The sequence below is a fragment of the Rhizobium sp. ZK1 genome, from assembly GCF_047782645.1.
GTDB lineage: Bacteria > Pseudomonadota > Alphaproteobacteria > Rhizobiales > Rhizobiaceae > Rhizobium.
This window is the reverse complement of sequence record NZ_CP180587.1, coordinates 209,142-235,495: the sequence shown is the minus strand read 5'-3', so window position 1 is coordinate 235,495 and position 26,354 is coordinate 209,142. Positions and strand designations below refer to the sequence as shown.

Annotated in this window: 26 protein-coding genes and 2 pseudogenes; 8 read left to right on the top strand and 20 right to left on the bottom strand. The window is 60.5% G+C overall.

The genetic code is table 11. The features are described 5' to 3' along the window. Window positions 1–174 precede the first annotated feature (174 nt). Together ACK9YZ_RS23750 and ACK9YZ_RS23745 are read right to left on the bottom strand one after the other, a co-directional pair. Window positions 175–354 carry a hypothetical protein gene (locus tag ACK9YZ_RS23750; protein ID WP_416067815.1) on the bottom strand — a complete coding sequence of 60 codons (180 nt, stop codon included), beginning with the start codon at window positions 352–354 and terminating at the stop codon, window positions 175–177. Further along, on the bottom strand, window positions 351–2,201 hold the full coding sequence (locus tag ACK9YZ_RS23745; protein ID WP_416068490.1) for an ABC transporter transmembrane domain-containing protein: 1,851 nt from the start codon (window positions 2,199–2,201) through the stop codon (window positions 351–353). The genes ACK9YZ_RS23750 and ACK9YZ_RS23745 overlap by 4 nt, the downstream gene beginning before the upstream one ends. Window positions 2,202–2,466: 265 nt before the next feature. Here ACK9YZ_RS23745 and ACK9YZ_RS23740 point away from each other — a divergent pair, with 265 nt between their 5' ends. Genes ACK9YZ_RS23740 through ACK9YZ_RS23730 form a run of 3 tightly spaced genes read left to right on the top strand, consistent with a single transcriptional unit; the run spans window position 2,467 to window position 3,952 of the window. Continuing rightward, the gene (locus ACK9YZ_RS23740; protein WP_416067814.1) at window positions 2,467–3,231 is read left to right on the top strand and encodes a heme ABC transporter permease; all 765 of its coding nucleotides are present in this window, start codon (window positions 2,467–2,469) and stop codon (window positions 3,229–3,231) included. Window position 3,232: 1 nt separating this feature from the next. Next, on the top strand, window positions 3,233–3,388 hold the full coding sequence (locus tag ACK9YZ_RS23735; protein ID WP_416067813.1) for a heme exporter protein CcmD: 156 nt from the start codon (window positions 3,233–3,235) through the stop codon (window positions 3,386–3,388). Further along, complete coding sequence (locus tag ACK9YZ_RS23730; RefSeq protein WP_416067812.1) at window positions 3,389–3,952, top strand: DsbE family thiol:disulfide interchange protein; 564 nt, start codon at window positions 3,389–3,391, stop codon at window positions 3,950–3,952. A gap of 56 nt (window positions 3,953–4,008) precedes the next feature. Here ACK9YZ_RS23730 and ACK9YZ_RS23725 read toward each other — a convergent pair whose 3' ends face one another. The 15 genes from ACK9YZ_RS23725 to ccoN all read right to left on the bottom strand — a co-directional run bounded on the left by ACK9YZ_RS23725 (window position 4,009) and on the right by ccoN (window position 18,465). Continuing rightward, on the bottom strand, window positions 4,009–4,701 hold the full coding sequence (locus ACK9YZ_RS23725; RefSeq protein ID WP_216759407.1) for a CBS domain-containing protein: 693 nt from the start codon (window positions 4,699–4,701) through the stop codon (window positions 4,009–4,011). A gap of 75 nt (window positions 4,702–4,776) precedes the next feature. Beyond that, window positions 4,777–5,244: a cytochrome c-type biogenesis protein CcmH gene (locus tag ACK9YZ_RS23720; RefSeq protein ID WP_416067811.1), complete on the bottom strand. Its 468-nt coding sequence runs from the start codon at window positions 5,242–5,244 to the stop codon at window positions 4,777–4,779. Further along, window positions 5,241–7,244 carry a heme lyase CcmF/NrfE family subunit gene (locus tag ACK9YZ_RS23715; protein ID WP_416067810.1) on the bottom strand — a complete coding sequence of 668 codons (2,004 nt, stop codon included), beginning with the start codon at window positions 7,242–7,244 and terminating at the stop codon, window positions 5,241–5,243. The genes ACK9YZ_RS23720 and ACK9YZ_RS23715 overlap by 4 nt, the downstream gene beginning before the upstream one ends. Next, entirely contained in the window at window positions 7,241–7,801 is a 561-nt protein-coding gene (ccmE, locus tag ACK9YZ_RS23710) for a cytochrome c maturation protein CcmE (protein ID WP_416067809.1), read from the bottom strand. The genes ACK9YZ_RS23715 and ccmE overlap by 4 nt, the downstream gene beginning before the upstream one ends. Continuing rightward, complete coding sequence (gene ccmI, locus ACK9YZ_RS23705; protein ID WP_416067808.1) at window positions 7,798–8,976, bottom strand: c-type cytochrome biogenesis protein CcmI; 1,179 nt, start codon at window positions 8,974–8,976, stop codon at window positions 7,798–7,800. Before ccmI ends, ccmE begins: the two co-directional genes overlap by 4 nt. A 63-nt stretch (window positions 8,977–9,039) precedes the next feature. Beyond that, entirely contained in the window at window positions 9,040–9,768 is a 729-nt protein-coding gene (locus ACK9YZ_RS23700) for a response regulator (protein ID WP_416068489.1), read from the bottom strand. A 359-nt stretch (window positions 9,769–10,127) separates the two neighbouring features. After that, entirely contained in the window at window positions 10,128–10,286 is a 159-nt protein-coding gene (gene ccoS / locus ACK9YZ_RS23695) for a cbb3-type cytochrome oxidase assembly protein CcoS (protein ID WP_007823792.1), read from the bottom strand. Next, entirely contained in the window at window positions 10,283–12,565 is a 2,283-nt protein-coding gene (locus ACK9YZ_RS23690) for a cation-translocating P-type ATPase (RefSeq protein WP_416067807.1), read from the bottom strand. The genes ccoS and ACK9YZ_RS23690 overlap by 4 nt, the downstream gene beginning before the upstream one ends. Continuing rightward, window positions 12,562–13,047 (bottom strand): FixH family protein, encoded by a 486-nt coding sequence (locus tag ACK9YZ_RS23685; protein ID WP_416067806.1) that lies wholly within the window; start codon window positions 13,045–13,047, stop codon window positions 12,562–12,564. The genes ACK9YZ_RS23690 and ACK9YZ_RS23685 overlap by 4 nt, the downstream gene beginning before the upstream one ends. Further along, entirely contained in the window at window positions 13,044–14,612 is a 1,569-nt protein-coding gene (ccoG, locus tag ACK9YZ_RS23680; RefSeq protein WP_416067805.1) for a cytochrome c oxidase accessory protein CcoG, read from the bottom strand. Before ccoG ends, ACK9YZ_RS23685 begins: the two co-directional genes overlap by 4 nt. Window positions 14,613–14,875: 263 nt before the next feature. Next, entirely contained in the window at window positions 14,876–15,061 is a 186-nt protein-coding gene (locus tag ACK9YZ_RS23675; RefSeq protein WP_416067804.1) for a hypothetical protein, read from the bottom strand. A 12-nt stretch (window positions 15,062–15,073) separates the two neighbouring features. Then, on the bottom strand, window positions 15,074–15,937 hold the full coding sequence (ccoP, locus tag ACK9YZ_RS23670) for a cytochrome-c oxidase, cbb3-type subunit III (protein WP_216759414.1): 864 nt from the start codon (window positions 15,935–15,937) through the stop codon (window positions 15,074–15,076). Window position 15,938: 1 nt separating this feature from the next. Beyond that, the gene (locus tag ACK9YZ_RS23665) at window positions 15,939–16,091 is read right to left on the bottom strand and encodes a cbb3-type cytochrome c oxidase subunit 3 (protein ID WP_216759415.1); all 153 of its coding nucleotides are present in this window, start codon (window positions 16,089–16,091) and stop codon (window positions 15,939–15,941) included. 8 nt (window positions 16,092–16,099) lie between these two features. Further along, window positions 16,100–16,834 carry a cytochrome-c oxidase, cbb3-type subunit II gene (ccoO, locus tag ACK9YZ_RS23660; protein ID WP_216759416.1) on the bottom strand — a complete coding sequence of 245 codons (735 nt, stop codon included), beginning with the start codon at window positions 16,832–16,834 and terminating at the stop codon, window positions 16,100–16,102. An 8-nt stretch (window positions 16,835–16,842) separates the two neighbouring features. Next, on the bottom strand, window positions 16,843–18,465 hold the full coding sequence (gene ccoN / locus ACK9YZ_RS23655; protein ID WP_216759417.1) for a cytochrome-c oxidase, cbb3-type subunit I: 1,623 nt from the start codon (window positions 18,463–18,465) through the stop codon (window positions 16,843–16,845). A gap of 234 nt (window positions 18,466–18,699) precedes the next feature. On the opposite strand from ccoN, the gene ACK9YZ_RS23650 reads away from it, so the two are divergent. The 4 genes from ACK9YZ_RS23650 (at window position 18,700) to ACK9YZ_RS23635 (ending at window position 22,874) form a co-directional block, all read left to right on the top strand. Further along, window positions 18,700–19,428 (top strand): Crp/Fnr family transcriptional regulator, encoded by a 729-nt coding sequence (locus ACK9YZ_RS23650; RefSeq protein ID WP_416067803.1) that lies wholly within the window; start codon window positions 18,700–18,702, stop codon window positions 19,426–19,428. A gap of 17 nt (window positions 19,429–19,445) precedes the next feature. Continuing rightward, the gene (locus ACK9YZ_RS23645) at window positions 19,446–21,371 is read left to right on the top strand and encodes a PAS domain S-box protein (protein ID WP_416067802.1); all 1,926 of its coding nucleotides are present in this window, start codon (window positions 19,446–19,448) and stop codon (window positions 21,369–21,371) included. A gap of 254 nt (window positions 21,372–21,625) precedes the next feature. After that, a complete protein-coding gene (locus ACK9YZ_RS23640; RefSeq protein ID WP_216759420.1) occupies window positions 21,626–22,078 on the top strand; it encodes a pseudoazurin in 453 nt (150 codons plus the stop codon). A 172-nt stretch (window positions 22,079–22,250) separates the two neighbouring features. Continuing rightward, complete coding sequence (locus ACK9YZ_RS23635) at window positions 22,251–22,874, top strand: hypothetical protein (RefSeq protein ID WP_416067801.1); 624 nt, start codon at window positions 22,251–22,253, stop codon at window positions 22,872–22,874. Window positions 22,875–23,500: 626 nt separating this feature from the next. Here ACK9YZ_RS23635 and ACK9YZ_RS23630 read toward each other — a convergent pair. Together ACK9YZ_RS23630 and ACK9YZ_RS23625 are read right to left on the bottom strand one after the other, a co-directional pair. Next, window positions 23,501–23,704, bottom strand: a complete 204-nt coding sequence (locus tag ACK9YZ_RS23630; RefSeq protein WP_416067800.1) for a hypothetical protein — start codon at window positions 23,702–23,704, stop codon at window positions 23,501–23,503. Between the two features lie 262 nt (window positions 23,705–23,966). Further along, window positions 23,967–24,515 (bottom strand): annotated as a pseudogene (locus tag ACK9YZ_RS23625) (hypothetical protein); the annotation flags it as partial. A 1-nt stretch (window position 24,516) separates the two neighbouring features. On the opposite strand from ACK9YZ_RS23625, the pseudogene ACK9YZ_RS23620 reads away from it, so the two are divergent. Beyond that, window positions 24,517–24,720 (top strand): annotated as a pseudogene (locus ACK9YZ_RS23620) (protein norD); the annotation flags it as partial. A 145-nt stretch (window positions 24,721–24,865) separates the two neighbouring features. Here ACK9YZ_RS23620 and hemN read toward each other — a convergent pair. Beyond that, the gene (gene hemN / locus ACK9YZ_RS23615; RefSeq protein WP_416067799.1) at window positions 24,866–26,218 is read right to left on the bottom strand and encodes an oxygen-independent coproporphyrinogen III oxidase; all 1,353 of its coding nucleotides are present in this window, start codon (window positions 26,216–26,218) and stop codon (window positions 24,866–24,868) included. Window positions 26,219–26,354 lie beyond the last annotated feature (136 nt).

The window sequence follows — 26,354 nt, the reverse complement described above, 5'->3', positions numbered from 1 at the left end:
GGCTTCCGGAATCACCGGAATCATCCTTGCAATTGCGGAGTAATTCTCCATAAATGCAAGGATGATTGGGCGTCGAATAACAGCCGAATTAAACGAACTGATCGATACCAACCCGCTGTTGCGCTGATTGGCCCGCGCCAGGTCGGCAAGACGGTCGAAGCGCTGTCCCTCGCCTTACTCGGCAGAACACTGCTGGATCTCGCGTAGGAGAAAATCGGCCGGCAGATCTGACGCGATGCTGATCTTCTCAGCTCGCAGATCTTCGATATCGATCTCGGCCCTCAAGGGATGCGGGCTGTCTCTGGGGACGGCGAGCAGATAACCTCCTGGGCGATCGACTGGAACAACGCTCACGCCGCGTCATCCTTGAGCGTCGCAGCTTCCGAGAGGTCGAACTGCAGTTCAGCAAGCTTGGAATATGCGCCGCCCTTGCGGATCAACGTGGCGTGCGTCCCCTCCTCGATCACGCGGCCGCCGTCGATCACCAGAATTCGATCCGCCTTGAGCACCGTGGCAAGCCGATGCGCAATCACGATCGTCGTGCGGTTGCACATCAATTCGTCGAGCCCCCTCTGCACAAGCATTTCGTTTTCCGCGTCGAGAGATGCCGTGGCCTCGTCCAGCAGAAGGATCGGCGCGTTCTTCAGGACAGCACGGGCGATGGCAAGTCTTTGCCGTTGGCCGCCAGACAGGGTGAGCCCACGCTCGCCGACCACGGTGCGATAGCTCTCCGACAGTTTGGAAATGAACCCGTGCGCTCTCGCCGTCGTGGCCGCCGCCGCGATCTCGTCCTGCGAGGCATCGGGTCGTCCGAGACTGATATTTTCTGCGATACTCGCCGCGAAGATGGTCACGTCCTGCGGCACGATGGCAATCTCCCCTCGAACTGCAGCGGTGGGGATCGTGCGCACATCGCAGCCATCGAGCGAAATGTCGCCGGAATAATCCTTGTAGAAACCGAGCAGGAGCGAAAAGATCGTGCTCTTGCCCGAGCCGGAAGCACCCACAAGCGCGACTGTCTCGCCGGGCCGCACGCTCATCGACAGGCCCGTGAGAACTTGCCTGTCCGGAGCGCCCGGATAGCCGAAATGCAGGTTCCGGATTTCGATCGCGCCTTTTGCGGGCTGGTCGAGCGAAGCACCCGATGCCGGCTCGCTCTCGCCGGCATCTTCATCGAGCAGTTCGAAAAGGCGTTCGGCTGAGCCTGCCGCTTGCGCCAGTTCGCCCCAGACCTCCGAGAGCGAGCCCAGCGACCCTGCCGCAATGACGGAATAGAGCAGGAACTGGCTCAGACTCCCCGCCGACAGCGTCCCGGAAAGCAGGTTATGCGCGCCGATCCAGAGAACCCCGACGACGCTTCCGAAAATCAGGGCAATGGCAACAGCGGTCAAGAGCGCACGCGAGCGGGCGGCAAAGACGGCGCTGCGATAGGACGCCTCGACGTCACGAGCATATCTTTCGCTCGCCGCTGCCTCCCCGTTGAAGGCCTGCACCGTCCGGCTTCCGGCGATCATTTTGCTCGCGAAAGCGGATGCGGTCGCAAGAGCGTCCTGTGCTGCCCGCGATTTTCTGCGGACCGAGCGACCGAAAAGGACGAGCGGCGCGATCACGAGCGGAATGGCACCCAATGTGATGGCGGAAAGTCCAGGGCTGGTGACGAACATCATCACCAGCGCGCCCAGGCACAGCAGCGAATTGCGCAGGGCCACCGATGCGGCGAGGTTCAATGCGGACTTGATCTGTGCGGCATCCGCGGACAGTCGCGATGCGATGTCGCCGGATCTGTTGGCGTCAAAAAAGCTTGCCGGCAGCCGCGTCACATTTCGGAAGGTCTTCACACGCAGATCGCTGACGATGCGCTCGCCAAGCGTCGTGACGAAATAATAGCGGCAGGCGCTTGCTATGGCGAGCGCGATAGCAAGCGCAAGAAGCATCAGGAAATAGCTATTGATGAAGCCACCGTCGGACTGTCCAAAACCATGATCGATCATCCGGCGGACCGCCATCGGCAGCGCAAGCGAGATCAGCGCAGCGGCCGCGAGCGAGATCACTGCCAAGAGCACCAAGCCCCGGTGAGGCCGCAGCAGGGGCAGCAACCGGACGAGGCCGGAGACATCAGGCTTCTTTTTCCGCGGCTGCGGTGTGGAGCCCGCAGTCACGTCGGCGGGCGGAGCGGCGGATCGGTCGTGTGCGGCAATCATCAAGGTGAGGGTCTCCTGGACTGGAATGTCTCCCTTTTGGCATTTGCGCGGCAATCGTCTTTGACCGCGATCAATTATCAGCCGGTTCCGCCGAAGCGTGCCGCGTCAGAAGGCCTCGACAATATGTCGCGCTGAGCCTGCTGACCCGCGGCCGAGGCTCAGACTGTGATAGCAGGAAAGCGAAATGAGAGACGCACGACCGCATGAATGGTCGCAGTTTGATCCCGGTCAATTAATCTGACGGCATTGGGCGCTAGAGCGGGCCATGACCTATGTCGAAAGCGTCAAAGATGACATCGCCAAGCTTGCGCAGCCCACCAGATTCCTGGAACTGGCCGATCGGGTCCTGCCTGGACTCTCGATCGTCACTGCCCTCTGTTTTGCTATTGGACTTTATCTGAGTTTTGTTTCCGATGTCGATTATCAGCAGGGTGAGACTGTCAGGATCATGTATGTCCATGTCCCGGCAGCATGGATGGCAATGCTCTGTTATACGGTGATGACCGCAAACGCTGTCGGCTCTCTGGTCTGGCGCCACCCGCTTGCCGATGTCGCCGCGCGCGCTGCTGCGCCAATCGGCGCCGCCTTTACCTTCGTGGCGCTCGTCACCGGCGCATTCTGGGGCAAGCCGATGTGGGGAACCTGGTGGGTGTGGGACGCGCGCCTGACCTCGATGTTCGTGCTTTTCCTGATGTATCTCGGCCTACTGGCGATCAACCGCGCGATCGACGAACCAACGCGCGCCGCCCGTGTCACGGCGGTTCTCATTGTCGTGGGCTTCGTCAACATTCCGATCATCAAGTTCTCCGTCGACTGGTGGAACACCCTGCATCAGCCGGCAAGCGTGCTCAGGCTGAATGGGCCCGTTCTGGACGTCGAATTTTTTCGCCCGCTCCTGACCATGGGGCTGGCCTTCACGACACTCTTCTTCACCCTCCACGTGGCTTCGATCAGGAACGAGATCTGGCGGCGGAGACTCATGTCGCATCATCGCTTGGCCGCACGGGCCGCAATGCAAAGGGAGAATTGAAATGACCCATCAGGACTATGTGCTGGCAGCCCATACGGTCGCATTCGCCGTCATGATCGCCATGAGCGCGATGACCTGGTTTCGCGGCCGCACCTATCGCCGGCAGGTCGAGGTGGTGGCGAAGACCAGGCATCGCGCGCGTCACGAGGTCCGCTAGGTGCGCCGCTATGTTCTGGCCGCCGTGCCGCTGCTCGTCTTTGTGGCAGTTGCCGGAGCTGCCGGGCGCATTCTTTATCGGGAGGCGGCGGAAGGATATTCGTCCTCCGCCCTGCCCTCCGCACTCATCGGTCAGGCACATCCGGCAATCGATCTGCCGCCGCTTGCCGGTCTGCAGTCTCCCGGACTTCAGGATAGTGGGCTCTCCGGCCAGGTCGCGATCGTCAACGTGTTCGCGTCCTGGTGTATTCCCTGCCGGCAGGAACATAGCGCGCTCATGCGGCTGTCGAAGGACCCGCGGATCAAGCTGATAGGCATCAATTACAAGGATGACAGCAGCAACGCTCTCGCCTTCTTGCGCGACAACGGAAACCCCTATGCTGCCGTCGGCGTCGATCCGACCGGCAGGGAGGCGATCGATTGGGGCGTCTACGGCGTACCGGAAACCTTCGTCATCGGCCGCAATGGCCGCATCCTCTTCAAGCAGGTCGGCCCTCTCGACGAAAAGACCCTGTCGACCGACCTTGGTCCCGCTCTCGACAGGGCATTGGCTACCGGCAGCTGACCGGTAGCCCGCATCTCCAGCTGGCCCGCATCTACAGCTGGCTTGACGACTTGACCTCAAGCCGGTTGCGACCGCTTTTCCGGATCCGAATCCGCGACAAGCTGCAACCGATCAAGACAACCTCCTGACCCGAGATTTTCGACGAGCGCCAGCACGGCACGGCGTTGCAGTTCAGTTTCCACATTCCCGTCGAGCGTGATCTGCCCATTGCGAACAGAAACGCGGATCTTCTGTGGCGTCAGCCCGAGATCGTATTTGAGGCGTGTTTGAACCGCGAGCAGGATCGCGTCATCCTCGCGTGGCAACCTGAGCGTCGGCGCATCGGTTATTAGAGCGAGGATATCGCGCCGGCTGACGATCCCGACGAGCCGTCCGTCGTCGACGATCGGAATGCGCTTGATACGATGGACCTCAAGGCTTTCCGCGATGTCGGAGACCTCGCTGTCAGGGCTGGCGACGATGACGTCGCGTGACATGATATCTCTGACGGACCAGCCATTGCCGCGGATGTAGCGGTCCAGATCGACATCGGAGGTGACTTCCGCGTTGCGCGTAGCGCGCGGGGCAAGCCGTATCTCGCGACGCAGCAGCAGGTCGCCCTCGGTCAAGATCCCGCAGATCCGCCCTTCGTCATCAACCACGGGCAGCCCGCTAATGTTGTTTTGCATCATCACCGCGATGGCGTGGCGAACCCCCGCCTCAGGGCTGATCGAAACCACATTGCTCGTCATAATGTCCTTGGCCTGCATGCTCGCACCTTCCTTTTCGGAAACATCTGGTGCGGTAAGAGTAAGACGGCGCTGGCGGATCGACCTTGACCTCCATCAAAGTCGCGGTATCGGATCGAGCAACTCGGCGAGCTTCTCCTGCTCTTCGGCGGTGAGCCTGCTGCCGGTGGGTTTGCCGGCTCGCTTGCGGGCAAAGACGACGAGCGAAGCTCCGCCGGCGAGGATCAGCAGCACGGGAGCACCCCAGAGCAGCAGCGTGCGCACACTGAAGCGCGGCTTCAGCAGCACGAACTCCCCATAGCGCGAGACGATATAGTTCAGCACCTCTTCGTCGCTGTCGCCATCGGTGATGCGCTCGCGCACGAGCAGGCGCAGGTCACGGGCGAGATCGGCATTGGAATCGTCGATCGACTGGTTCTGGCAGACCATGCAGCGCAGTTGCGCCGACAATGTTCGCGCCCGCGCTTCGAGGGCGGGGTCGGCGAGCATCTCGTCCGGATTGACGGCGAAGGCCGGGGCGGCCGCCAACATCAGGGCCAGAGCAAGCAGGAGACGCTCGATCATTCCGCCGGCTCCATGACCGGTGCTGCCGGCTTAGTTGCCTTGGCCTTCGCCTTACGGCTCGGAGCCCCGACACGCAGACGCCGGTCGGTCAGCGAGACGCAGCCGCCTGCCGCCATGATCAGCGCCCCGCCCCAGATGCACAGGATGAACGGCTTCCACCAGATGCGCACGACGATGCCGCCGTCCTTCGTCGCGTCACCGAGCGACACATAGAGCTGGCTGAGGCCGAAGGTCAGGATGCCGGCTTCCGTCGTCGGCATCTGCCTTGCGGTATAAAGCCGCTTGGCCGACCAGACATCGGCAATCTCGGCGCCGCCGCGGCGGATCGAGAAATGGCCGCGATCCTCGGTATAGTTCGGGCCGGTCGCCGGCTGCATGCCGTCGAAGACGATGCCGTAGCCGCCGGCCTCCGTCGACTGGCCCTGCTTCATCTCGACCACATGCTCGGTCTCAAAGGTCGTGACCGCGACGATGCCGAGCACGGTGACGCCAAGACCGGCATGGGCAAGCGCCGTGCCAAAGGCCGAGCGCGGCAGGCCGGAAAACCTTCGCCAGGCGATACCCGCCTTCACCTTGCCGATGCCGGCGCGATACCAGAGGTCGGCCACCGCGCCCAGGATCAGGAACAGGCCGGCGGCCAGGCCGAGCACCGCCATGACCGGGCCGCCATGTTCGAGATAGAAGAAGACGAGGGCGGCGGCGAAAGCGAGACCGACGACGACATAGAGCCGCTGCAGGGCGCCGAGCAGATCGCCGCGCTTCCAGGAAAGCAGCGGCCCGAAGGGCACGACGATCAGAAGCGGCGCCATCAGCAGGCCGAAGGTCAGGTTAAAGAAGGGCGCGCCGACGGAGATCTTGTCGCCGGTCAGCGTTTCCAGCACCAGCGGATAGAGCGTGCCGGTCAGCACCGTGCCGCAGGCAACCGTCAGGATCAGGTTGTTGACGACGAGCGCCCCCTCCCGCGAGATCGGCGCAAACAGCCCGCCTGCCGACAGAAGCGGCGCGCGGAAGGCAAACAGCGACAAGGCCCCGCCGATGAAGATCAGGAGGATGCAGAGGATGAAGACGCCGCGGCTCGGGTCGCTGGCGAAGGCATGCACCGAGGTCAGAACGCCGGAGCGCACCAGGAAGGTGCCGATCAGCGACAGCGAGAAGGTGAGGATGGCGAGCAGCACCGTCCAGATCTTCAAGGCCTCGCGTTTTTCCATGACGAGGGCCGAATGCAAGAGTGCGGTGCCGGCAAGCCAGGGCATGAAGGAGGCATTCTCCACCGGGTCCCAGAACCACCAGCCGCCCCAGCCGAGTTCGTAATAGGCCCAGTAGGAGCCCATGGCGATGCCAAGCGTCAGGAAGGTCCAAGCCGCCAGCGTCCAGGGCCGCACCCAGCGCGCCCAGGCGGCATCGATACGGCCGTCGAGAAGGGCGGCGACGGCAAAGGAGAAGCAGACGGAGAAGCCGACATACCCGAGGTAGAGCAGCGGCGGATGGATGGCGAGCCCGATATCCTGCAGCACCGGGTTGAGGTCGCGGCCCTCGGCAGGGGCCGGATCGAGGCGGACGAAGGGATTGGAGGTGAGCAGGATGAAGAGGATGAAGGCGACCGAGATCCAGGCCTGGACCGAGAGAACGTTGGCCTTCAGCGTATCGGGCAGATTGCGGCCGAAGATCGCGACCAAGGCGCTGAACAGCGACAGGATCAAGAGCCAGAGCATCATCGATCCCTCGTGATTGCCCCAGACGCCGGAATATTTGTAGATCAGCGGCACCAGCGAATGCGAATTCTCCCAGACGTTCTCGACCGAGAAGTCGGAGACGACATGGGCATAGGTCAAGACGCCGAAGGAGAAGGCGACGAGGGCAAAGAGCAGGACGGAGCCCAAGGGCGCGACATCCATCATCGCCTGATCGCCGCGCCTGGCACCGATGACCGGCACGAGCGACAGGACGATGGCGGTTGCGAGCGCCAGCACCAGCGCATAGTGACCGATCTCGATGATCATGGCGTCGCCTTCGTTTGCTGGGCCTTTGTCTGTTGCGCCTGGGCCTCCTGGCCTTCAACTACCGCCGCCTTGCCCTTTGCCTGCTCGCCCTTGGTCGCCTCGCCTTGTCCGGCTCCCTTGCCCTCTTCCCACAGGCCCTGCGCCTTCAGCCTGTCGGCCACGTCCTTGGGCATGTAGGTCTCGTCATGCTTGGCCAGCACGGTATCGGCGGTGAAGACATTGCTGCCGGTCTCGAACCTGCCCTCGGTCACCACCCCCTGCCCCTCGCGAAACAGGTCCGGCAATATGCCCTGGTAGCGGACAGTGACGATCTGACCGCTCGGGTCGGTCACCGCAAAGCGCACCACCGAACCCTCGCCGCGCACGACGCTGCCCGCTCCGACAAGGCCGCCGAGGCGGATGCGGGTGCCTGGTGCCACCGGGTTGTTGGCGAGATCGCCCGGCATGTAGAAATAGGCGACCGACTGGCTGAAGGCGAACATGACGAGCAGCACGGCGACGAGGATGAAGCTCATGCCGCCGGCAATCACCGCCAGGCGTTTCTGCTTGCGCGTCATTCAACCGATCCTTCCGTGGCCACCGAGCCTTCCGTGGCGATGCCGAATTCCCTGGCCAGCGCCAGCAATTGCCTGCCCTGATCGCCCGAGGCCGGGAAGGCGGCAAGCCCGCGCTTCAGGGCATCCGCGGCGCGATCCTTGTCGTTCAAGACGGCGTAAGAGCGGACGAGACGCATCCAGCCCTCGAAATTGTCGGGATCGGCGCTCAGTTTGGCGTCCAGGCTTTCCACCATGGTGCGGATCATCTGCTGACGGTCACTGGTGCTCAACGTCTCAGCCGCCGCCACATCCTGCTCCGTCGGGCCGCCCGGAACGGGCGGCTGGGCAACAGGCCGGGCTTCTGCCTCGGCTGCAGAGGCGACCGCCGCGCCGCCATTCTTGGCGATATGCTCGTTGACCAGCGGCAGCCAGGGTGCATCGACCGGCGACTGCTTCGCCAGCGCCTCGAAGGCGGTGCGCGCCGCATCCGGCTGGCCGGCCTGCTCCAGGCTCAAAGCAATATAGAAACGCGCTCGCGGGTTGTTCGGCTCAAGCGTGAGGATCTGCTTGAGTTCATAGAGCACCTCTTCCGTCACTATGCCATTTGAGGTGGCCATGAGCGTTTCCGACAGCCCTTCCAGGCGGGGCACATCGGCTCCGTCCAGCCGAATGGCGGTTCGATACGCCTTTGCCGCATCATCGACCCGGCCCATCCTAAGGTAAACGGGGGCAATAACGTCCCATGCCCGCCCGTCCTCGGGACCGGCCAGGTGATCCTCCATCTTCTTCACGAGGATTGCGAGATCCTCGCCTGGCTCCGCAAGCCTTGCCGCCAAGGGACGAGAGGGGAGATCGGGGGAACCGAGCGAGATGTAAAGAGCGATACTGAGCAAGGGCAAGAACGCGACTATCCCGTGCTTCAGCCATCTGCCGGAGCGTTGCGCGCTCTGCGTCGGCCGGCGGTTATCCACAGCCTTGAACAGACGCCGCGCCGTTTCTGCTTTAGCCAATTCGTATTCGTCCGGCGAGATGCGTCCGGAGGCGATATCCTCGTCGAGTTCGAAAAGCTGGTCGCGGTAGACCTTTCCGGCATCCGCTTTGGCGCTCACCGCCTTGCGGCCCCAGATCGAAAGCGGATGAAGCAGGATGGCAGTCGCTGCGGTCGTCATCACCGCGAAAAGAACCCAGATCGTCATTGTTGCAGCCATAATGGCTCAACACATAGCCGCAGCAGCGGACCGGACATTGACGAGGATCAATTATTTCGGTGTTCGTTCCGGTCGCCCAGTGAAGACATAACCGACGCCGCGCACCGACTGGATGAGATCCGGGCTCTTTGGATCATCCTCGATCTTCTTGCGCAAACGGACGATCTGGGCGTCGATTGCGCGATCGAAGGCTTCGAGATTGCGGTTTCTCGTCAGATCCATGAGGGTGTCGCGCGAAAGAACTCTTCCGGGATTGCGCACGAACACGAGCAGCATGTCGAACTCGCCCGTCGTCAAGGCAACGTCGTCGCCCTGGGGTGAGGTCAATCGTCTCCGAGACACATCGAGGCACCAGCCTTCGAAGGCGAGCGTTTCGTCTTCTCCATTGGAGGCGCGGGTGGCGTCCGAGGACGTGCGACGTCGCAGAATTGTCCTGAGACGGGCCAGCAGCTCCCTCAGGTGAAAGGGCTTGGCGATGTAATCATCGGCGCCGATCTCAAGGCCGACGACCTTGTCCGTGACATCGTCCTGACCGGTCAGCATGAGAACCGGCACGTCGGATGTGCTTCGAAGCTCCCGAAGCAACTCGAGACCATTCTCGCCGTTCGGGAGCACCAGATCGAGAAAAATTGCCGCGTATGAGTTCTTGGCAAGTTCGGAACGCATCGCCGCGCCGTTCGCGACCGCGTTCACCTTAAATCCGTTGTCTTCGAAGTAACGCACCAGCATCTGCCTGATCCGCACGTCGTCATCGACCACCAGAATACGGTCCGGTTCCATTGTTCTCATTGAGCTCGGTTTCGACCTGCAATGAGATAGCGCAGGAATTCGGCCAGCGCCACCGCTCTCAGCGCCTTATACGATAGTTCCCAAAGAAACCTTATGATGACCGGCTCGCCTGGCGAGCTTCACCACGATAGCGTCCGTCAGCATAGCTTCGGAAGGCCGCGTGATCGTCGCTAACAGACCTCGTGCAGCAGAATGACATTTTTGATGCTGACCGTTGAGCCCTTCGCGCAGACCCCGCACCGTGCGACGGCGGCAAGTCATCCTGCAGCATCCTCGCTCAGCCCATGAGACATGGTATGACCGTAAACGCCCTTCATTGTGGAAGAACATCTTTTTCCCGGCTGACGTGATCACGTCGCGGTCGGATCGGAATCATCGTCGGCAATCACCCGCCAGGAAGCGCCCTCCAGATCATCATACTGACCGCTTTTCAGGGACCAGAGGAATGCCGCCAGCCCGAGGCCGCCCATGAAAAGCGCGATCGGGATCAGATAGATGAGCATGTTCATGCGGCTTCGACCTCCTGATTACGGATCGGTCTCTGCGAAGCCGTCAGGAGAGTCCTTCGCGCTGTAAAGGCGTTCAGACGCAGGGCGTTGGTGACGACGATGATCGAAGAGGTCGACATCGCCACGGCGGCGATCAGCGGGGTCGCAAGGCCGGCGATCGCTATCGGCACGGCAAGGATGTTGTAGCCGATCGCCAGCGCGAAATTCTGCCGGATGAGAGCAGCCGAGCGCCGGGCGATCTGGATTGCGTCGGGTACTGCATCGAGCCTCTCGTTGAAGAAGACGAGGTCGGCCGCCTGGCGCCCGATGTCGGAAGCGCTGGATGGCGCCATCGAGACATGGGCTGCGGCCAGCGCAGGGGCATCATTGATGCCGTCGCCGACCATCAGAACGCGGCGCCCCTCTTCCTGCAAAGCTTCGCAGGCTTCCACCTTCTGTTTCGGGGTCAGTGCGCCAAGGGCGCGATCGACGCCGAGGCTGCGTGCCGTACTGTCGACGACAGATTGGCGATCCCCCGAAAAAATCAGCGTCTGGAGACCGGCCGACTCCAGATCGGCGACCGCTTCGCCAGCTCCCGGACGAAGCGTATCATCGAAGAAGAAGCGTGCCAGCGCCACCCCGTTTGCCGAAAGCACGACTTCGGAAAGCGGACTGTCTGATGTCGCGGTCTCGGCCTTGCCGCAGGCGAAGGATGCGTTTCCGAGCCTGTAGACGAGATCCCCACGCGCGGCTTCAAGACCGCCGCCAGCGACCTCCACCACACGCTCGAATTGCTCGGCTAGATCAGCATGGCGGGAAAGCGACTGCGAGAGCGGATGCCTGGAATGCTGTGCAAGTGCCGCGGCGATCGCAATGCTCCCGATATTGTCGGCCTCGGTCCGTACGAGCCTCGGTTGTCCAAGCGTCAGCGTCCCCGTCTTGTCGAAGGCGACGGCATCGATCTCGGCAAGCCGCTCGAGCGCAGAACCGTCCTTGACCATGACGCCCCTGCGAAAGAGCTCGCCGGCTGCCACGACCTGTACGACCGGAACGGCGAGCCCAAGAGCGCATGGGCAAGTAATGATGAGCACGGCAACGCCGACGAGCATCGCTTGCTTCCAGTCTCCGCCGATGATCCCCCAAGCCAGAAACGACACCAGCGCAAGCAGGTGCACGGCGGGCGAATAGAGTGCCGCAGCCCTGTCGGCGATCCGCCGGTAGCGCGCCCGTCCGCCTTCGGCGGCCTCCATGAGGCCGATGATCTCGGCAAGCAGAGAGTTGCGCGCGAGCTTGGTTGCGCGCACGGTGAGCGAGCCTGTCAGGTTCATTGCCCCAGAATGGATTTCCGTGCCGGGATTGACGGCGACCGGACGGCTCTCACCGGTCACGATCGACAGGTCGAGATCGCTCTCGCCGCTGGCGACGATACCGTCGACGGGAATGCGGTCGCCGGCCGCCACAGCAATCTCGTCCCCGACGACAATTTCCTCTATTGCCACGTAACGTCTCGATCCGTCGGCCGCTACCACCAGCGCTCCTCGCGGGGCAAGCCGCGCCAGCCCGTTGATCGCTGCGCGCGCCTTCTCACGCATGATGTGGTCGAGGGTGCGGCCGATCAGCAGGAAGAACAGCAGCGATACGGTCGCGTCGAACCAGGCGTGCTCGCCGTGATGCATCGTCTCCCAGAGCGAAACGGCATAAGAGAGCGTCACAGCAAGTGAGATCGGCACATCCATGTTCGTGCGTCCGCTTTTCAACGCGTTCCAGGCCGACCGAAAGAAGAACCGGCCCGAATAGATAAGGGCAGGCGCGGCGATCATTGCCGAGATCCAATGGAACATGTCACGCGTCGCGGCATCCGCACCGGACCAGACGGATACCGACAGCAGCATGATGTTTGCAGCGGCAAAACCCGCAACCCCGACCGCAAGGAGAAGCTGGTTTTTTGTCTTGTCGTTTTCCGGTGCAAGCGGCGCGAAGAGATGAACCCTGTATCCGGTCGCGCTGATTGCGGTGGTAATGCCCGTAGGATCAACCGCTTTGTTGTCCATCTCCTCGGCATAGACGCAGCTCACGCGCCTCGAGGTGAGGTTCACTCTGGCCTTTCGCACGTAGGGCAAAGCCGACAAGGCCCGCTCAATGGTCGATATGCAGGCGCCGCAATGGACATCAGGCACGCTGAGATCGAGCTGACGAAGGCCACCGCCGAGCGCGTGGCTGGCAAGGCCGATCTCCTCGGCGCTGAAGGAGGTCGTACTCATTGCCAGCACGCCGTCCGCATTCATGGTGCAGCAGGTCATTGGCCAAACTCCGCAGTGTCGATGCGCACGGCCTCGTGCATGACGATTTCGCCGCTGCGGCGCGAGGTCACCTCGACGATCCAGTCCCCTGCCGCGATCGCATGACCTGCCTCGAACCGCCCCTCAGAGAGTTTGGTCAGGGCAACGCGAAAATCCTCGTGATCGCCGACCGGCCGTTTGAAATTGGCCACGATGTCGTCGACAGCGGCCGGCGAACCGTCTCTGTTGGTGATATCGTAGTGGATTTCATCGCTCTTCAGCGAGAGCTTGCCGGTGATCCCGGAGGCAGCCATCGCCTTCATGGCGGCGGCCTTCTCATTGAATTCCTGGCTGGCGACATAGGTGTTTTCGACCACGAGCCCGCTCCAGCTCGACGAAGCGTACCAGGCCATCGTAAAGTTGACGGCAATAATGACGCCGAAAAAGGCACACGTCGCCAGCAGCATATGCGTGCCGGTAAATCCTTGCGTACGGGTGCTCATCTGACATCTCCTGGGGCGTTGAATGCAGCTCGATAGGTCGCGCGATCGGCATGGTCGGCATCTTCGATCGAAAAGAGGAACTCGTTGACGGCATCGCCCGTCGGCTTGCGGGTGACGAATACCTTGAGGGTCGTGGCAGCGTCAGGCGCGGCGTCGATCATAAACCGACGTCCTTCCTCCTTGCCGAGTTCAGGAATCCGCATCGTCGCGCCGTCGATGCCCGACAGGGTCAGTTCGATCGTGCGCGGTTTGGGAACCATGTTGAGGACGCGCAGCGTGTATCCGTTGCGGATCGATCCGTCGCTTTCCAGCACATATTGCGGATTGCGGTCATGGATGACATTGAGCTCCAGCCGTTCGCGGATCGACAGGTGCACGAGCATGGCAATGCCGATGCAGGTCCAGATAGTTGCATAGAAGACGAGGCGCGGCCGGAAGATGATGCGCCAGTCGAAATGCCGAATGCCGTCGATAAAGGAACCGTCCGGATTTCTGACGCGTGCCGGCTGGACGGATGTCTTACCCCCGTCCGTGGCGATGTTCATATTGCTCGCATATTCGCTGAGCGTCGCATAGGCGATCAGGCCGCGCGGCTTGCCGATCTTGTCCATGACGTTGTCGCACGCATCGATGCAGAGCGCGCAGGTGATGCACTCCAACTGCTGGCCATCGCGGATATCGATGCCCATCGGACAGACCGCAACGCAGGCATTGCAGTCGACACAGTCGCCAACGGCCTGTCCCTCCGCCTGCGTCTTCTTGGCATGGCGCGAGCGCTGTTCTCCGCGCCAGTCATTATAGGTCACGACCAGCGAGTTCTCGTCGAGCATGGCGCCCTGGATGCGCGGCCAGGGGCACATATAGGTGCAGACCTGTTCGCGCAGGAGCCCGCCGAAAACGTAGGTGGTCGCTGTCAGAATAGCCACTGTGGCATAAGCGACAGCCGGAGCCTGGCCGGTGAAGAGCCCTTTGATGAGGGTCGGCGCATCGGCGAAATAGAACACCCAGGCACCGCCGGTGAAGACGCCGATAACAAGCCAGATCGCATGCTTGAGCAGGCGCTTGCGGAGCTTGTCGAACGTCCACGGTCCGGCGTCGAGCTTCATTCTCGCATTGCGATCGCCTTCGATGGCACGCTCGACGACGAGAAAGAGATCGACCCAGACCGTCTGTGGACAGGCATAACCGCACCATGCGCGGCCAACGGCCGAGGTGACCAGAAACAGCCCGAAGCCCGCCATGACCAGCAATCCGGCAACATAGTAGAATTCCTGCGGCCAGATCTCGATGAAGAAGAAGAAGAAACGACGCGACGACAGGTCGATCAGGATCGCCTGGTCGGGCGCATAGGGTCCGCGATCCCAGCGGATCCAGGGTGCAAGATAGTAAATCGCCAGCGTGATCAGCATCACGATCCATTTGAAGCGTCGGAAACGTCCTTCGGCCCGTTTGGGGAAGACCTTCTTGCGCGCTGCATAAAGCGGCTGACGGTTGCGGCGGGCGTTGACCGGTTCCGCGTTGACGCGTTCCACTGATTCGGGATCGGGTGCTGTGTAGAGGTTCATGGGCCTGTTCCGGTTTGTGACTGCCCTTCTCCTCCGTTTCCGACACGCGATCCTTGATTCATGTCAAGAACGTGGGTCCGCGGGGAGAAGGCCTTGCCCGGGCAGGAGATGCAGCCCTGAAGGAGCCGGGCAACCGATAGGCATAGGCAATTGCGTTCAGTCGTTCTTTGCGTTTGAGCAAGGAGAAAAGGCCGCGCCCGGGAGAGGGGCACGGCCGTAGAGGACAACGGGGAGAAGCCGCTGGGACGTCCTCGTTTGCAGATCTAGCGGCTCGTCGGGTTGTGATCTTTGAGGCAGATCAAGCTTACGATCGAACTGCCGATCCTTGCGGGATCTTCCTGCTCACAGGCCGGTGGGGCGGCCCTTGCCCGTATCGATACACGCGAGTGGATCACCGCGCGTGGCGTGCCGTAAAGCTCAAGGAGGGCATTATGGTCATGGTTCGTCATCGTGCCCGCCCCTCATTTGCCGCCGCCAAGCGCATGGACGAAGACGGTGAGCTCCTTGACGGTGGTGTCTCCGAGGCGCACGGACCAGGCCGGCATGACACCATGCTTCGGAGCCGCGACCTGGCGAGCGATGGCGTCCTCGCCCCTGCCCTTAAGCCAGATGGCATCGGCAAGATCAGGCGCGCCCATATCCGGCTTGCCCTTGGCATCCTCGCCGTGACAAGCTGCACAATTGTCGATGAACAGCTGCTTGCCGGGTTCCACGAGGGCTTCGTTTGATGGCTTGTTCGTCAGGCTCCAGACATAGGCTGCGACCTGCCGTATCTGATCCTTGTCGAGCATGTCGACGAAGGCCGGCATTTCGGAGACATGTGTGTCTGTGTCACCGTCGAAGCGGATGCCGTGGGCAATCGTCGTCTGGATGGAATCAAGGTCGCCGCCCCAGAGCCAGTCGTCGTCGTTGAGGTTGGGAAAACCCGGTCCGCCACTTGCACCCGAACCGTGGCACGGAGCACAGTTGACCTTAAAGGCGGAGGCGCCGCCGGCGATCGCGAATTCGCGAAGGCCGGGATCGGCATCGATTTCCTGCACGGTCTTGGCGGCGATCATGTCGTGGAACTTCGTCTGCGACGCCTTGGCCAGGTCAAGATCCTGCTGCAGCTCGGCACGGCTGGAAAAGCCGAAATAGCCCTTCGTAGCCGATGTGATCATCGGTATGGCCGGATAGGCGATGGCATAGCCCATCGCCCACAGAATCGTCGCGTAGAAAGTCCAGACCCACCACCGGGGCATTGGATTGTTCAGTTCACGGATGCCATCCCATTCATGGCCGGTCGTCTCGACGCCGCTGATTTCATCGATGTGTTTTTCCGACATCTCAATCATCCTTCAGGGGAATGTTGGCCGCGTCCTTGGCAGCCTGCTTGCCGCCGGGACGGAGCGTAAAAATCACTGCTCCGACGAAGAAGGCCGTCATTGCCAGGAGACCCCAGCTGTCGGCGAAGTGCCGCATTGCGGTGTAGGTTTCCATGTTTCCCCTCATCGGTAGCCGGTGGCGTCGTCATAGGTCGAGAAGTCGACGAGCGTGCCGAGCATCTGCAGATAGGCCACCAGGGCGTCCATCTCGGTGAGCTTCGAAGGATCACCGTCGAAGTCGCCAACCTTGGCCTTGGGATAGCGCGCGAGAAGCGCGGTCGTATCGGCATTCGGGTCGGCCTGCACCTTCATGTCCGCCTCGGCATTGGCGATCATGTCGTCGCTGTAGGGCACGCCGACATCCACATTTGCTTTAAGGTCCATGCCGACATCCTTGACGGTGACCTCGCGCGCGCTAAGGAAGGCATAGCTCGGCATGATCGATTCCGGCACGACGGCCCGCGGGTTCGACAGGTGCTGGACATGCCACTCGTTGGAATAGCGGCCGCCCACGCGTGCCAGATCCGGACCGGTGCGTTTGGAACCCCATTGGAAGGGATGGTCGTACATGGATTCGGCAGCCAGCGAGTAGTGGCCGTAGCGCTCCACCTCGTCGCGGAACGGCCTGATCATCTGGCTGTGGCAGAGATAGCAGCCCTCGCGGATGTAGACGTTGCGGCCTGCCAGCTCGAGCGGCGTATAGGGACGCATTCCCTCCACCTTCTCGATCGTGTTCTGAAGATAGAACAGCGGCGCGATCTCGACGATACCGCCGATGCTGACCACGAGCAGCGAGCCAACCAGAAGAAGGGTCGCGTTTTTCTCGAGGATCTGATGTTTGTCCAGGATTGATGCCATGTGTCACCTCACTCGGCAGCCTGTGCCTGCGGCACATAGGCAGAAGGAATTTCGGCTTCGTCGCGCAGATGACCGCGGATGGTCATGAAAACGTTCCAGGCCATCACGAGGCCGCCGGCCAGGTAGAGGCCACCGCCAAGCGTGCGCAGCACGTAATAGGGGAACATCGCAGCCACGGTTTCGGCGAAGGAATAGACGAGGAAGCCCTGGGAATTATATTCGCGCCACATCAGGCCCTGCTGGATGCCGGCGACCCACAGGACCGCGGCATAGACGACGATGCCGAGCGTTGCGAGCCAGAAGTGCCAGTTGATCATGCGCAGGCTGTAGAGGCGTTGGCGGCCCCACAGCTTCGGCGTCATGTAGTAGATCGCCCCGAAGGTGATCATGCCGACCCAGCCGAGCGCGCCCGAATGGACGTGACCGATGGTCCATTCGGTGTAGTGACTGAGCGAGTTCACGGCCTTGACCGACATCATCGGGCCTTCGAAGGTCGACATGCCGTAAAAGGCGATGGCGACGACCATCATGCGGATGATGGGATCGGTTCGGATCTTGTCCCAGGCGCCAGACAGCGTCATCAGACCGTTGATCATACCGCCCCAGGAGGGCATCCAGAGCATGACCGAGAAGACCATGCCCAGCGTCTGCGCCCAATCGGGTAGGGCGGTATAGTGCAGATGATGCGGCCCAGCCCAGATATACATGAAGATCAGAGCCCAGAAGTGGATGATCGACAGCCGGTAGGAATAGATGGGACGATTGGCCTGCTTGGGCACGAAATAATACATCATCCCCAGGAAGCCGGCAGTCAGGAAGAAGCCGACGGCGTTATGGCCATACCACCACTGTGTCAGCGCGTCCTGAACGCCTGAAAACAGAGAATAGCTCTTCGAGCCGAGGAAGGAGGCCGGTACGGCGAGATTGTTGACGACGTGCAGCATGGCGATCGTCACGATGAAGGCGAGGTAAAACCAGTTCGCCACATAGATATGTGGTTCCTTGCGCTTCAGGATGGTGCCGAGGAAGACGGCGAGATAGGCGACCCATACGATGGTCAACCACAGGTCTACGTACCATTCAGGCTCGGCATATTCGCGCGCCTGGTTGATGCCGAGGACATAGCCGGTCGCCGCCATGACGATGAACAGCTGGTAGCCCCAGAAGACGAACCAGGCGAGACTTCCGCCGAACAGGCGCGCGTGACAGGTGCGCTGGACGACGTAGAAGGACGTCATGATCAGCGCGTTGCCGCCAAAGGCGAAGATGACCGCCGAGGTATGGACGGGCCGGAGCCTGCCGAAATTCAGATAAGGAGCGAAATTGAGATCCGGGAAGGCCAACTGCGCCGCAACGACAACGCCGACGAGGAAGCCGACGACGCCCCAAAACACGGTGGCAATCAAGCCATAGCGAATCACCTCGTCGAAATAGCCCGAGGGATCGCCCTTCGGCAGGCGCCCCGCCGGCGAGAAATCCACCTTTCTGACGAGAAGCAGCGTTCCCGCAAAAAGGCAAAAGCTCAATATCCCCATGTGGATTGAAAAGAGTTGGTCGTGAGCGAAAGCAGCGCCAAGCAGTGCCAGGAATGCTGCCACGGCGACCACCATGGTTTCCGTAGTATAGTTCATGATGACGTCCCCAGTGCGCAGACGACCACAGAGCGATCGCCTTTCTCGTACTTTGAGAAACGACTGTCATGGAGAGCTCACCCATTCCTTGATCCAGGTCAACGAGGACGGGGCTTTGCCCGTTGTTACAGACTGTTACAGTTTCTTACCCTTTGGCACCGTCCGCTCATTCCGCTGTGACCGAACGCCTTTTCTATTGGCTTCACACTCAATCAAGGCACGGGGATCATTGGGATGTTGATGCAAGGCCACCAGGCATTCGAGAACGTCGATCTTGGCGCGAATGCGGTTCAGGGCAATTGCCTGTCGTCGCTTTTCCAGATGTCGGCGACCGAAGCGATCGAGGCGGGAAAGGCGATCTGTTGGGAGGGGAATGCCGCACGGCATCTGTTCCAGATCACCGAAGGCGTCGTGCGTCTTCATCGCATCATTGGCGACGGACGCCGGGTCATAACCGCCTTTCACTTCCCCGGCGACGTCGTCGGCTCGTTCCTGCAAGGCGACTTCCTGTTTACCGCCGAAGCCGTGACGGATTGCAGGATTCGCCGCCTCTCGCGCAAGCAGTTCCAGGAAGAGGTCGAGCGATCCGAGCTTCTGCGACCGGCCTATATCAACCTGCTCTGCAGGGAGACCGCGTCGGCTCACGATCAGTTGGTGCTTCTGTCCAGGAAAAATGCCGAGGAACGTCTCTGCACCTTTCTCATGAAGCTTGCGACCCGTGACAGCGGCTCACTCCGCCAGGGCCTGCTCGAGGTGCCAATGAGCCGGCAGGATATCGCCGATTATCTCGGCCTGACCATTGAGACCGTATCGCGTTCGATCAGCAAGCTCGCTCAGCGGAAAATCGTCGCGCCGGACGGACGACACAATCTGCGCATCGTCAATCTTGCCCGGCTCGCCCAACTATCGGGCAATGTGGATGATTTTTCGGATAGAACCTGCCATAGGAGTAGCGTCCACTGAATACGGAACGAGTGTCTATGCCTCATCGTCTGATCTCGCCGCGCATCGCATCGCCCCAGGAACTGGACGCCATCGTGCATGTTCTCGACGGGGCCGACATCATCGTACACCGGCTTGACGGCACGATCACCCATTGGTCGATCGGCAGCGAGAACATGTACGGCTGGTCTCGTGAGGAGGCTGTGGGCGAGACCGTCTACGCCTTGCTCGATACCCGCTTTCCTGAGCCGATGGAGGCCGTACGCGCACATTTAACGACGCGAGGCTTCTGGCAGGGCGAGGTCGTGCATCGCCACAAGAACGGTCACGACATATACGTGGCAACCCGCTGCGTGCTCGTCAATCTGCCCGACGGCGATCCCGTGATCATCGAGGCAAACAGCGACGTCAGTGCCTTACGCAGGGCGGAAGAGGCCGTACGGGCGCGTGAGGCGCATCTGTCTTCCATCCTCGAGACCGTACCCGATGCCATGGTCGTCATCGACCAGAACGGCAATGTCATGTCGTTCAGCAAGGCAGCCGAGGCGCTCTTCGGCTTCACTTCCGACGAGATCTGCGGCCAGAACGTCAAGAAGCTGATGCCCGAACCCTATCGCGCGGCCCATGACGGATATATCGACCACTATCTGCAGACGGGCGAGAAGCGGATCATCGGTTACGGACGCGTGGTAACCGGCCGGCGCGCTGACGGCACCCAGTTTCCGATGGAGCTTCATGTCGGCGAGGCGACGGCAAACGGCGAACGGATTTTCACCGGCTTCGTTCGCGATCTGACCAGCAGGTTCAAGATCGAAGAGGATCTTCGCCAGGCCCAGAAGATGGAAGCCGTGGGTCAGTTGACCGGTGGGCTGGCGCACGATTTCAACAATCTGCTGACCGTGATCAGCGGCAATCTGGAAATGATCGAGGACAGGCTCCCGGCAGGTCCGCTGCGCGACATGCTGCGGGAGGCGCAGGATGCCGCCGCAGACGGGGCAAAGCTCACGGGCCAGTTGCTGGCCTTCGGAAGACGCCAGCCACTGAACCCGAAGCAGGCCGATCTCGGCCAGCTCGTCATAGGCTTTTCGGACCTGTTGCGAAGGACGCTCGGGGAAAACATCAAATTATCGACCGTTCTTTCGGGGTCCGATTTCAACGTGCTGGTCGATAGTTCCCAGCTGCAGAACGCGATCCTCAACATTGCCCTGAATGCACGCGACGCCATGCCGAAAGGCGGTGCTCTAACCACAGAGGTCTCACGCGTGCAGCTCGATGCGGACTACGCGAAAATGTATCCGGAAGTTCGCAGTGGCAACTTCGTCCTCGTCTCCATGAGCGATACGGGGGGCGGCATGAGCGAGGAGGTCAAGAAGCGCGCGATCGAGCCCTTCTTCACCACCAAGGAAGTCGGATCCGGGACCGGGCTGGGCCTCAGCATGGTCTACGGCTTCGTCAAGCAATCGGGCGGCCACCTGCAGATCTATAGCGAGGTCGGCCGCGGTTCAACGATCCGCATCTACCTGCCGGCGCTCTCAAGCGCCGGCACCAGGGACGAAGCCGCTGTTGGCGAAAGAAGCGAATCACCTTTGCCGGGCGGCGACGAACGCGTTCTCGTGGTCGAGGACGACGCACGCGTCCGCAGGGTTGCGGTCGCCAGGCTCGCTGCGATGGGATATTCAGTGCTTGAGGCCGACAACGGCCGAAGGGCACTTGAACTGCTCAAAGACCAGCCCGACATCGCGCTTCTGTTCACCGACATCGTTATGCCCGGGGGCATGACCGGCGACGAGCTGGCAAGGGCCGCCCGCGTTGAACGGCCTGACCTCGCCGTGCTCTTCACGTCGGGATATTCGGAGCCCGCGCTGGCGGCAAACGAGGTCATCGCCGGCGCGCAATGGCTCCGTAAGCCCTATACGGCCCGCGACCTCGCCCTGAAAATGCGCGAGCTCATCGACGCCCGGTGACGCGAGGGCGCTGGCCTTCTCAATGAATCCAGAAATCCGATTGTCCGTCGGAGCCTGTCAGGGTTGCGTGTGCGCAAATCCGCATCCTCTGCTGCCCCGCCCGTTTCGCTGCACGTCGTCGAAGCCGCATCGGGAGAGCGACCAATCGGTTGAATTGGTGCCGCCAATTTGACGGGCATCAAAGAGTGGGTCGCGTGCATGCCCTAGAACCGCAGTCGAGGCCAAGATCGGCCCCGAACGATAGGAGAAATGCAATGCGTCTGAAATTTGGCCTGATCGCTGCCGCGGCGGTTCTGATGGCATCGGCAGCGCCGCTCATGGCCGCCGACCATCAGATCCAGATGCTCAACAAGGGCGCTGACGGCGCGATGGTCTTCGAGCCGGGATTCGTCAAGATCGCGCCTGGCGACACCGTTACCTTCGTGCCCACCGACAAGAGCCACAATGCCGAGACCTACAAGGGCCTTATTCCGGATGGGGCTGGGGAATTCAAATCCAAGCCGAGTGAGCAATACCAGGCCAAATTCGACGTTCCCGGCGCCTATGTCATCAAGTGCACACCGCACGCAGCCATGGGCATGGTGGCGCTGATCCAGGTCGGCGACAACCCCGCCAACCTCGAAGCCATCAAGACCGCCAAGCTCCCGAACATGGTGCGCAAGCGCCTTGATGCCGACCTCGCACAGGTCGCCCAAGTCACCCAATAACGCAAGACCCTCACAGGCGGTGGCGCCATGCGCCCCCGCCTGTACCTCCCTTTTGCTTTGACGCTATTGTCGGCGTCGATGGAAACAGCCGCACGATCTGGCATGGTGGTGGACAACAGGAACTTTCCCCAAGAGCAATCCATCGAATGACGCCAGCATCTGTTGTCGGTCAATGGGAGAATTCACCGCTTTGGACAACGAAGGGAAGACAGCCGAACTCACGGCTTTCAAACGCACCGAACTGTTTTTGCTGATCCTGAACGGCCAGTTGCAACATGTATCGCCCACGATCTGGGTATCTGGCCACCAGTTCAGCCTCTATCGCGTTAAGCTGAGCGCGATAACCGTTCCACTGCTTGCCACTACCTTCTCTGCGGAAAAAGGATCGCACTTCAGGAATGTACTTATGGAGGATTTGACGATTTTGCTGATGCCGTCAATTAGCAGCCTTTCACGTGAAATCGGCGTGATCTGTGAAATTAATGATTGTATCGACGACGAATTGCGTCCTGCCTTGGACAGCCAGCGCCATATCGACACCGCCGCCCGCTGCGCTCCATCCTTCCAGTCAGACTTGGACGTAGGTTCTTCGGAGACTGGGTCCGTACCGGCCTGGTTTGATGTTCCTGACGGCCCATCATCGCCATTAGAACTTCTTTACGGTCCGCTTTCGATAGCGATCTTCGGTACGAGCCAATATCCCGGTGAGCTGGCGTTCGCGGAAACGTTCATCCAGACGCTCATCGCTCAGATACTTCGGTATAATCTCGCGAAAGCCAAGCGCTTCGTCGAATAGGACATCTGATGGCTTGCCGATATGCATGTCCCGAAGGATGAATTCCATCTCGTTTAAAGCGGTTGTCGCCATTTGGTGCCCTACGGTATCGCCGTTCGTGAGCGCATTATCGATAAAGCAATCCAGGATACGAACACTAGCGACCGCTTGATTAAGCGAATGTTGGTCGCGGCGATTAAGGCGATTGATGTTCGATAGCCTGCTTCTAACGCAGTCGAGGGGGTGCATCAAAGTCACCGAAACCCCCTCATCCCCATACGTAAACTTTACTGAATTCTTCTTGAGAGATTTGTCCTCGACCCCGCTCACGCTAGTAAGGAAATCGATCTGGACCGTTCTGTCACCGAGTTTTCCGACGACCACAGATGAACTTGGTCCGTGGTCGTCAAAAGAAGCAATGTAGAGCTTCCCGTCTTGGAGGTTCTCGGCAAGAGCCCTTTCGGCCTCTTTATTGTGAAAGAAGTCAAGGTCTTTGCTGGTTAAGGTGCCCAAGCTGTCCAGCTCTTCGTCGCGCCCTTGGAGAAGCTCAGACCAGATATTGACCGATTGGCCACCGACAATGATTGGGTCGCAGTGTGAACTTCGTTGAGAGTTAGATGATCTTGCTCGACAACGTCCGACACGAACTACATTTTTCGCGCGATAGGCTTGCCGCCTATTGCCACCATTCTGAATTTGGACTTGTCTAGGGAGCCGAAGAAGGAGTTCTCACGCTTCAGATCGGGGTCGCTGATTTCGCCGGATGCAACACGACGAACGTCCTCGTCGCGGCTAGCCTGCTTGGCGGCCGCTCTCTTATGACCATCAAGTTTTAAAACTTCATATGCCATCAATGTCATCCTTCTCTTTGATTTATAGGCGTTTTGGATGATATTTTCAAGTCGTCGACGCAAGGGGAATACTCGGTCTGGCAATCTTGTGCGGAGCGAAACCCAATGGGATACGCCCTTGCAGTCCTCTCATTTATAACCGCAGCAACGACTGTCTTCGGTGAAACGCGTAATTCGAAGCTCCGTGGGTTCCGTAGCGTGACTGCTTTCGGTTGGATCGCTTTTGTTGCCGCAATAATGCTCTTCGTTGCGGCTGTGTATCAAGAATTCCGGGACAATAAGAACAGAGGAGCCCGAGTTCATGTCGGATCATCTTCTCGACATGCTCTGGCAGCCCACCGGGATAGCGATTAGGAATGCATTCGCGAACATAATGCTCCAGCGATTGCTGGGCATCCGTTCCCGGGACGATAGCTTCTTCGGGATAGTGGTAGCTCAACTCTACCAGGCTGAAGTGACAGCGAATGACGATCTCCATTGTCCTGGCGGGCGCCTCCGGGTATTGCCGGAAAACGCGTTCCATTTCCTCCGGCGGTTTAAGGAACCGGTCGGCGTGGCGCTCGCGCTCGAAGACGACGTCATCGATTGTCGTTTTGGTTCTGACGCAGGTGACGATGTCTTGGAGCTGACGGCGGCCCGGCTCGTGGAACAGAGTATCGTTTGTGACGACCGTCTTCACCCGGTGGCGAGCAGCTATGCTCGAAATTTCGTGCAGCCGCAACTGGTCGTTTGGTCGTCGGCGCAGGCACAATGAAACATAAGCACGGTCTTCGAAAACTTCCGCCATCTTCCGAAGCTGGATTGCGCAGGTCTATGAGGGTCGCTTCGCCCTTGAAGGCAGGCGCAAGGCCGTCACGGAAGCACGCACGAAAGGACAGGCGGTCTTTGCCGTGACAGTCGAGCAGCGCCGGCGACTACCTGCCGGCGATCTTCGGCAGATCCGATTTTGCCTCGTGTCGAACATCTCGAAATTGCCGAGCGCGCTGCCGGCCATCTATAGGAGCTTGACAGCATAGCAGCGAAAGACCGAGCCCCCTTTCTGCAGTCGAAAACCAGGCGGAATTGTTTCCGGCCTGGTTTTTCGTTCTATTGGGGGTGAGGAGTAAACGGCAGGAGTATCACCATTGGTCCCTGCCGCTTGTGTCAGCGGTCAGCCGGAGGTCATGCCGCCTTGCTGTGCGTCCGGCCGAACGAGCCGAAATAGGCATCGAAGGCCGCCGCGACGGCGCGGACCATGAAGCGATGTTCCTTCGATACCGTGACGCAGCCATTCTCCAGCGTCACTACGCCATCCGACAGGAGACTGTCCAATCGGTCGTTCCGCTCGATGAGGAAGCCGACATCATAGCCGTCTTCCGCGCCGAGCTTTGCGAGATCGACCTTGAAGTCGCACATCAGACGCTCGATCACTCTGGCGCGAAATTTGTCCTCATCTGTCAGCCCATACCCTTTGGCCGTTGCGAGGATTCCCGAGGCTATCCGCTCGGCATAGCGTCCAAGAGCGACATGGTTCTGGACGTAACCATCAGGCAGCCGGCCGATTGCCGAGGCGCCGAGGCCGATCAGGGTTTCGCATTCATCGGTCGTGTAGCCCTGGAAGTTCCTTCGCAGGGTACCCGAGAAGGAGGCAATGGCGAGCTGATCGTCGGGCAATGCGAAATGGTCGAGGCCGACACGCACATATCCGGCGCTCTCCAGCTCCCGCGCAATCGCCTCGGCCTGCTCGTTGCGTTGCGTTGCATCGGGCAGTGCGGCTTCGTCGATCAGCCGCTGATGCTTCTTGAATGCCGGCACATGGGCGTATCCGAAAACGGCGAAACGCTCCGGTCGCAGCTCGACAGCTGTCCTCACCGTTTCGATACAGGATTGGATGGTCTGATATGGAAGTCCGTAGATAAGATCGAAATTGATGCTCGTCACACCATAGCCTCGTAGGCCCGTCACGGCGGCATGAGTCTGCTCGAAGCTCTGTATCCGGTTGATCGCTTTTTGAACCACCGGGTCGAAGCTCTGGACGCCGAGACTTGCGCGGTCGACGCCGTTCTCGCCGAGAGCGGCAATCATTGCGCCCGACAGCGTCCGCGGATCGATCTCCACCGCAACGCTGCAGTCGTTCGTAAACTGGAACGCACTCTTGAGCTTGTTCATCAGGCTCGAAAATTCGTCCGGCTTCATGATCGTCGGCGTGCCGCCACCGAAATGAACGTTCCTGACCGGAACCTCGTTTCGGGCTGCTTGCGATACGAGTTCGATCTCCTGGCTCAAGACGTCGAGATATTCAAGAACAGGCGCATCCTGACGCGTGATCGTCGTGTGACAGCCGCAATACCAGCACATGGAACGACAGAAGGGAACATGCAGATAGACGGAAACGGGGCCGGCGGCTGCGACGTCGGAAAGACCATGCGCATATTGTTCCGGCCCGACGACCGGCGAAAACGCAGGCGCGGTCGGATAGCTCGTGTAACGTGGCAGACGGGCCTCGCCATACTTGGCGACCAGAGTATCGGACATTTCGGCTTCCTTCATGAGAGTGTCATGACGTGCATATGCCGACGAAGGGGCAGGCTTCCTTGTCCTGGATCAATAATGATCCGCGTGACGCTGACGAACAGCAAGCCAGACGGTGGCCAGCGCCGAGGACAACCGA

Coding starts and splice junctions, on each gene's coding strand:
- hemN (WP_416067799.1), bottom strand. CDS start 26,218: ATGTCCGATACTCTGGTCGCCAAGTATGGCGAGGCCCGTCTGCCACGT.
- ACK9YZ_RS23725 (WP_216759407.1), bottom strand. CDS start 4,701: ATGCAGGCCAAGGACATTATGACGAGCAATGTGGTTTCGATCAGCCCT.
- ACK9YZ_RS23745 (WP_416068490.1), bottom strand. CDS start 2,201: ATGATTGCCGCACACGACCGATCCGCCGCTCCGCCCGCCGACGTGACT.
- ACK9YZ_RS23650 (WP_416067803.1), top strand. CDS start 18,700: ATGTTGATGCAAGGCCACCAGGCATTCGAGAACGTCGATCTTGGCGCG.
- ACK9YZ_RS23720 (WP_416067811.1), bottom strand. CDS start 5,244: ATGATCGAGCGTCTCCTGCTTGCTCTGGCCCTGATGTTGGCGGCCGCC.
- ACK9YZ_RS23665 (WP_216759415.1), bottom strand. CDS start 16,091: ATGGAAACCTACACCGCAATGCGGCACTTCGCCGACAGCTGGGGTCTC.
- ccoO (WP_216759416.1), bottom strand. CDS start 16,834: ATGGCATCAATCCTGGACAAACATCAGATCCTCGAGAAAAACGCGACC.
- ACK9YZ_RS23690 (WP_416067807.1), bottom strand. CDS start 12,565: ATGACCTGCTGCACCATGAATGCGGACGGCGTGCTGGCAATGAGTACG.
- ccoS (WP_007823792.1), bottom strand. CDS start 10,286: ATGAACATGCTCATCTATCTGATCCCGATCGCGCTTTTCATGGGCGGC.
- ACK9YZ_RS23685 (WP_416067806.1), bottom strand. CDS start 13,047: ATGAGCACCCGTACGCAAGGATTTACCGGCACGCATATGCTGCTGGCG.
- ACK9YZ_RS23675 (WP_416067804.1), bottom strand. CDS start 15,061: ATGACGAACCATGACCATAATGCCCTCCTTGAGCTTTACGGCACGCCA.
- ccmI (WP_416067808.1), bottom strand. CDS start 8,976: ATGACGATCTGGGTTCTTTTCGCGGTGATGACGACCGCAGCGACTGCC.
- ccoN (WP_216759417.1), bottom strand. CDS start 18,465: ATGAACTATACTACGGAAACCATGGTGGTCGCCGTGGCAGCATTCCTG.
- ccoG (WP_416067805.1), bottom strand. CDS start 14,612: ATGAACCTCTACACAGCACCCGATCCCGAATCAGTGGAACGCGTCAAC.
- ACK9YZ_RS23700 (WP_416068489.1), bottom strand. CDS start 9,768: ATGGAACCGGACCGTATTCTGGTGGTCGATGACGACGTGCGGATCAGG.
- ccoP (WP_216759414.1), bottom strand. CDS start 15,937: ATGTCGGAAAAACACATCGATGAAATCAGCGGCGTCGAGACGACCGGC.
- ACK9YZ_RS23635 (WP_416067801.1), top strand. CDS start 22,251: ATGGGAGAATTCACCGCTTTGGACAACGAAGGGAAGACAGCCGAACTC.
- ACK9YZ_RS23740 (WP_416067814.1), top strand. CDS start 2,467: ATGACCTATGTCGAAAGCGTCAAAGATGACATCGCCAAGCTTGCGCAG.
- ACK9YZ_RS23630 (WP_416067800.1), bottom strand. CDS start 23,704: ATGGCATATGAAGTTTTAAAACTTGATGGTCATAAGAGAGCGGCCGCC.
- ACK9YZ_RS23645 (WP_416067802.1), top strand. CDS start 19,446: ATGCCTCATCGTCTGATCTCGCCGCGCATCGCATCGCCCCAGGAACTG.
- ACK9YZ_RS23715 (WP_416067810.1), bottom strand. CDS start 7,244: ATGATCATCGAGATCGGTCACTATGCGCTGGTGCTGGCGCTCGCAACC.
- ACK9YZ_RS23640 (WP_216759420.1), top strand. CDS start 21,626: ATGCGTCTGAAATTTGGCCTGATCGCTGCCGCGGCGGTTCTGATGGCA.
- ccmE (WP_416067809.1), bottom strand. CDS start 7,801: ATGACGCGCAAGCAGAAACGCCTGGCGGTGATTGCCGGCGGCATGAGC.
- ACK9YZ_RS23735 (WP_416067813.1), top strand. CDS start 3,233: ATGACCCATCAGGACTATGTGCTGGCAGCCCATACGGTCGCATTCGCC.